Source organism: Glutamicibacter sp. AGC84, from assembly GCF_053543575.1.
The window spans coordinates 71,848-77,025 of sequence record NZ_JBLVOC010000006.1 but is presented as its reverse complement, the minus strand read 5'-3'; the positions used below and the strand labels follow the sequence as shown (position 1 = coordinate 77,025).

At 65.0% G+C, this 5,178-nt stretch carries 5 protein-coding genes and 1 pseudogene; 3 read left to right on the top strand and 3 right to left on the bottom strand.

The features are described from left to right. Positions 1–28 precede the first annotated feature (28 nt). Positions 29–1,753 (bottom strand): ubiquinone-dependent pyruvate dehydrogenase, encoded by a 1,725-nt coding sequence (gene poxB / locus ACNPN0_RS04280; protein ID WP_105658529.1) that lies wholly within the window; start codon positions 1,751–1,753, stop codon positions 29–31. A gap of 265 nt (positions 1,754–2,018) precedes the next feature. Beyond that, positions 2,019–2,390 (bottom strand): annotated as a pseudogene (locus tag ACNPN0_RS04275) (Cmx/CmrA family chloramphenicol efflux MFS transporter); the annotation flags it as partial. A 39-nt stretch (positions 2,391–2,429) separates the two neighbouring features. Between ACNPN0_RS04275 and ACNPN0_RS04270 the strand changes: the two are divergent. Then, positions 2,430–2,789 (top strand): cupin domain-containing protein, encoded by a 360-nt coding sequence (locus ACNPN0_RS04270; RefSeq protein ID WP_448937292.1) that lies wholly within the window; start codon positions 2,430–2,432, stop codon positions 2,787–2,789. On the opposite strand, the gene ACNPN0_RS04265 is transcribed toward ACNPN0_RS04270, so the two are convergent. Further along, positions 2,786–3,847: a PLP-dependent cysteine synthase family protein gene (locus ACNPN0_RS04265; protein ID WP_448937291.1), complete on the bottom strand. Its 1,062-nt coding sequence runs from the start codon at positions 3,845–3,847 to the stop codon at positions 2,786–2,788. The genes ACNPN0_RS04270 and ACNPN0_RS04265 overlap by 4 nt on opposite strands. 59 nt (positions 3,848–3,906) lie before the next feature. Between ACNPN0_RS04265 and ACNPN0_RS04260 the strand changes: the two genes are divergently transcribed. Together ACNPN0_RS04260 and ACNPN0_RS04255 are read left to right on the top strand one after the other, a co-directional pair. Beyond that, positions 3,907–4,695 carry a hypothetical protein gene (locus tag ACNPN0_RS04260; protein ID WP_105661401.1) on the top strand — a complete coding sequence of 263 codons (789 nt, stop codon included), beginning with the start codon at positions 3,907–3,909 and terminating at the stop codon, positions 4,693–4,695. A 117-nt stretch (positions 4,696–4,812) separates the two neighbouring features. Beyond that, a complete protein-coding gene (locus tag ACNPN0_RS04255) occupies positions 4,813–5,160 on the top strand; it encodes a hypothetical protein (protein ID WP_133833294.1) in 348 nt (115 codons plus the stop codon). The last annotated feature ends 18 nt before the right edge of the window (positions 5,161–5,178 follow it).

Genomic DNA, 5,178 nt, shown 5'->3' with positions numbered 1-5,178 from the left:
ACCAGCAACAAGCATAGGCATAAAAGGGCTAGAACAATTGCCGCCAATTGGTTTTAGCCAGATTCAGCAGCTCGTCGCCACGCCCGGAGAGCACGGTGCGTATGGCATACAAGGCAAATCCCTTGGCTTGTTCCAACTTGATTTCCGGTGGCATCGACATCTCCTGGCGGTCGGTCACTACATCCAGCAGCGCAGGACCGTCATGGGCCAGGAATTCTTGCACCGTGGCTTCAAGCTGCGCCGAATCATCTACCCGGTAGCCCTTGAGCCCCGAGGCGGTAGCCACGGCCCCGAAGTCGGGGTTGTGCAGATCGGTGGCGTAGGTGACGAACCCGGCGGCCTTCATTTCCAGTTCCACGAAATTCAGCGAGGAGTTGTTGAACACCACGATCTTGATCGGCAGCTTGTTCTGCGTGGCGGTCAGCAGCTCACCGAGCATCATGGCCAATCCGCCGTCCCCGGCGAAGGCGATAACCTGACGCTGCCGGTCAATTGCCTGGGCGCCCAGGGCATGGCACAGTGCGTTGGCCATGGAACCGTGGTTGAAGGAGCCGAGCACCCGTCGCTTGCCGGTCATGGTCAGGTAGCGGGCCGCCCAAATCACCGGGGATCCCACATCGGCGGTGAAAATCGCATCCTCATCTGCGTGCTGGTCGATCAGCCGAGCCAGATACTGAGGATGGATTGCAGCACCCGGCTTGGAGGGCGTGGCGAGCTCGTCGAGCTTCGTACGGGTCTTGCGGTAATGCTCCACCGCTGTCTCCAGGTGCTTGCGGTGGGTCTGCACCGGCAGCAGCGCATCCAGAGCCGCCGCGGTGTCCTTCACGGTGCCCACCAGCGGGATGTCCACCCGGGTGCGCTTGCCGATCTGCTCGCCGCGGATATCCACCTGGATGATGGTCGCGTCCTGCGGGTAGAACTGCTGGTAGGGGAAGTCGGTGCCCAGCATCAGGAGCACGTCGCATTCGGCAATCGCCTTGGCGCCCGAAGCGAAACCCAGCAGGCCCGTCATGCCCACATCGAAGGGGTTCTCGTACTCGATATGCTCCTTGCCTCGCATCGCATGCACGATCGGCGCCCCGAGCTTGCCAGCCAGCGCGATCACCTCGTCATGAGCTCCTGCCACGCCCGCACCGGCCAGAATGGTGACCTTGCGCGAGCCTTCGAGGATCTCTGCGGTACGCTCCAGCTCGTCTTCATTGGGCAGCACCCGCGGGTTGGTCTTGGTGATTTCCTGGGTGGGCGTGCGTTCCATCTCCGCCAACGCGACATCGCCGGAAATCACCAGTACTGCCACGCCGCGCTTCTCGATGGCCTCGCGCATCGCAATGCGCAGCATGCGCGGCATCTGCTTGGGGTCGGAAACCTGTTCGGCATAGACCGAGCAGCCACGGAAGACTTCCACCGGGTGGGTCTCCTGGAAGTAGTTGGAACCGATCTCCTCGGTAGGGATGTGCGCTGCAATCGCCAGCACCGGCACGCGCGAGCGGTTCGCGTCGTACAGCCCGTTGATCAGGTGCAGGTTCCCCGGTCCGCAAGAGCCGACGCATACCGTCAGCTCTCCGGTGATTCCGGCTTCGGCCGCCGCGGCAAAGGCAGCGGCTTCCTCATGGCGGTGGTGGACCCATTCGATCCGCCCGTTCTCCCGCAATGAATCGGTCAAGCCGTTCAGGGAATCCCCCGGAAGGCCGTAAATCCGGCGCACTCCCTGGGTATCGAGCTGTTCAATCAGGTGGTCGGCTACGGTAGGCAAAACATTCCTCCTGCACACAATTTTCCAGTGGGTCTATTCTTCACCCTACTGCGCCAGCCACCTTGTGTCATGGGTTTTTGACGCTGCCGCAGGTTCCTCCCAACACACCGGCAGGTGGCGCACGCAACGAGCGCAAATTACGGGGCAACGCCGGCTACCCCGCACCGGTGCACCCCGCGGCGGATCATCGATGGGAGCCAGCCGTGGTATCCAACAGCATGCGCCGGCTCAGCAGCATGGCCAAGGGAGCGGCCGCCGACAATGCCGAGGCCGCGTAGAGCACCCGCGCAATCACGGTGCTGCCGACGCCGAGAATCAGGAAACCCTGGATGAAGACAAGGCAGAGCAGCGCCATGGGATGCGACGCGGTCCAAGCCAACACGACCCAACCGGCCAGCGGCAGCGGTCCTCCGGAGAAGAGCACCAGGCCCGGTCGCCGATCCGATACCCGCCCTGGGCTGGCCACGCCGGCGGTGATAGCCGCAACCGGCGCGATGAAGGTGAACGCCGCGAAGGTGCCCCCGTTGACCAGCGCTCCCAGTGCCATGGCCAGGATGAGCGGCCGCGTGGCCAACTGGCCCAGTTCGGCACGCACTGCGTCACCGCTGGGTGGACCGGGGCGCTGCCCACCATTGGATAGGCTGGAAGCTGCAGCAGAGAACTTCAAGGAGAGACGATGCCCGAACCGCGCCGCATGGCCAATACCACCGAGCTGGCCGCCGGAAAAACCAACGGAGCGATCTGGAAGCTGGAACCCGGGCAGCGCGACCTCGACGCCAACGTGATCTCGCTGGCCCCGTCCGGAGAGATCGGGGAGCACCAGGGCCCGGAGCTGGACGTGGTGCTGCACGTCTTCGCCGGCTCCGGGGTCCTGCATGCCGCCAGCGGATCCATCGAGCTGGCCATCGGCGACATCATCTACCTGCCCGCCCGCTCCCAACGGCGCTTCGTGGCCGGCGAAGCGGGCCTGGGCTACTTCTCGGTGCACCAGCGCAAGAAGCAGGCCGGGCTCATGCCCGCCCTGCGTGGCAGCTAGCGCCAGGCCCCGGTCTGGATGAAGCGCTCCAGCTGCGCGGCGTAGGGCTCCAGGTCCAGGCCCTGCTCGGCCACCCACTGCTCGTTGTAGTAGGTATTCGCGTAGCGCTCGCCGGAGTCGCAGATCAGCGTCACCACCGAGCCCTGCTCGCCGCGTTCGAGCATCTGGGCGATGATCCCGAACGCCGCGTAGAGGTTGGTCCCGGTGGAGCCGCCGGCAAAGTAGCGGGTCTTGGCGCGCAGGAAATGCATGGCTGCCAGGGAGGCGGCATCGGGCACCTGCACCATCTGGTCGATCACCCCGGGCACGAAGCTCGGTTCCACGCTGGGCCGGCCGATCCCCTCGATGCGCGATCCCTGCCCCGTTGCGTAGCCCATGTCCCCGGTGCGCCATCCCCCGTAGAAGGAGGAGCCTTCCGGATCGCCCACGCAGATCCTGGTTTCGTGCCGCTTGTAGCGCGCATAGCGCCCGAAGGTGGCGCTGGTGCCGCCGGTCCCGGCGCCGACCACGATCCAGCTGGGGATCGGGTGGGCTTCGGCGGCCATCTGCGCGTACACCGACTCGGCAATGTTATTGTTCCCGCGCCAATCCGTGGCCCGCTCGGCATAGGTGAATTGGTCCAGGTAGTAGCCGCCGGTTTCGGCCGCCAGCGCGCGGGCCGCCTCATCGACCTGGCCGGCCGCGTCCACCAGATGGCAGCGTCCGCCGTAGAACTCGATCAGCTCGATCTTCTCGCCGCTGGTGGACTTGGGCACCACCGCGATGAAGTCCAGCCCCAGCATCCGCGCGAAGTACGCTTCGGAAACGGCCGTGGATCCGCTGGAGGCCTCCACCAGCGTGGTGCCTTCGCCGATCTTCCCGTTGACCAGCCCGTAGAGGATCAGCGAGCGCGCCAGCCGGTGCTTGAGCGAACCGGTGGGGTGCACCGACTCGTCCTTCAAATAGAGCTCGATCCCCCAGTGGGCGGGAAGTTCGAAGCGATGCAGGTGGGTGTCGGCGCTGCGGTTCGCGTCAGCGTCGAGCAGGGAAATGGCACGGCGTACCCAAAGATCTGTCATGGCTCCACTCTAACCGTGGCGAACGGTTTTAACCTTGGCGGCGTGGTACCTTCGGAATCGTGAAAAGAAGGCTGGTTACCGGCGGTTATGCCGCCATCATCCTGCTCGGCTTGGGCTGGGCGGCGTGGGCGGTGCTTTCCGCCGCCGGGCTGGAAACACTCGCCGGCGGGTGGATGGGGCAGGACGCCACCGTCACCTCGGTGCCGCGCATCGGGCAGCTGCCCTGGTTCGGGCTGATGGCCGCAGTGGCGTTCTACGCGATCTGGCAATGCCTGCCGCAGGAACGCACCGGGTTCCATCGGCGGCTGCGCCCCTGGGTGCTCGGCGCGGTGCTGTGCAATGCGCTGTGGGTGGCGTTCTTGGAGCGCGACCGCATCGGCACCTCGCTGGTGTTCGGCCTGCTCCTGCTGGCACTGCTGATCCGCATCGTGGTGATGATCGGCAAGACCCCTGCCCTGCAGCAAGTGGACCGGTGGATTACCCGCGCCAGTTTCGGGCTGTTCACCGGGTGGCTTTCGGTGATCGTGCTGGCCGAAACTGTCGCCTTCGCCGCCCTGTCCGGGGCCGACGCCAGCTCCCTGATGTTCAAGGGCGCCTGCGCCCTGTCGGTGCTTCTCCTGGCGCTGTTCCTCAGCGCCGTGAGCTTCAAGAACCCCATGGGGATCTACCTGAACGCCGGCGCGCTGTGGGTGATCGGCTGGATCATCGTGGACCGCTACACCGGCCACGCCACCTCTCCCGGGTTTGCCACGGTGCTTTCGATCGCGGCGATCCTGATGCTGCTGTGCCTGCTCAGCGCGCTGCGGACCCGCATTCGCAAGCTGCGCCCGCCCGCAGCCTCCCAGTAAATTCCCAGTTCGCAGTCAGCGCAACGGCGCGGTCTTGAGTGCCCACCCCCGGCTGGCTAGGCTGGGAGCTGAGACCTCAAGGTCCACCAGACTCAAGGTCCATCAGAGAGGAACAACATGTCGAAGACTGCCAAGAGCTTGAAGCAAGTTGAAAAGTCGCTGGCGAAACTCGCCAAGGCTGCCAAGGAAGAGCTGCCGAAAGAAATCCGTGGCGGCTGGAACGAGGCCGTCTCCGGTGTCAACACCGAAGCCATCAGCAAGGCCGGCGCCAACCTGATCGAGAATGTCGGCGGGAATTCCAAGGCCGCCAAGCGTGCCCGCGCCTCGGTGGAGAGCGCTGTGCAGGCCGCGCAGAAGAACCTCGCCGCCCAGGACAAGAAGTCCGGCAATGGCGGCAAGTTCCTGGTCATCTCGCTGATCATCGCCATCGTGGCCGCGGTCGTGATTTCGCAGAAGAAGAACTAGCTTTCAATCCCGAAGGCG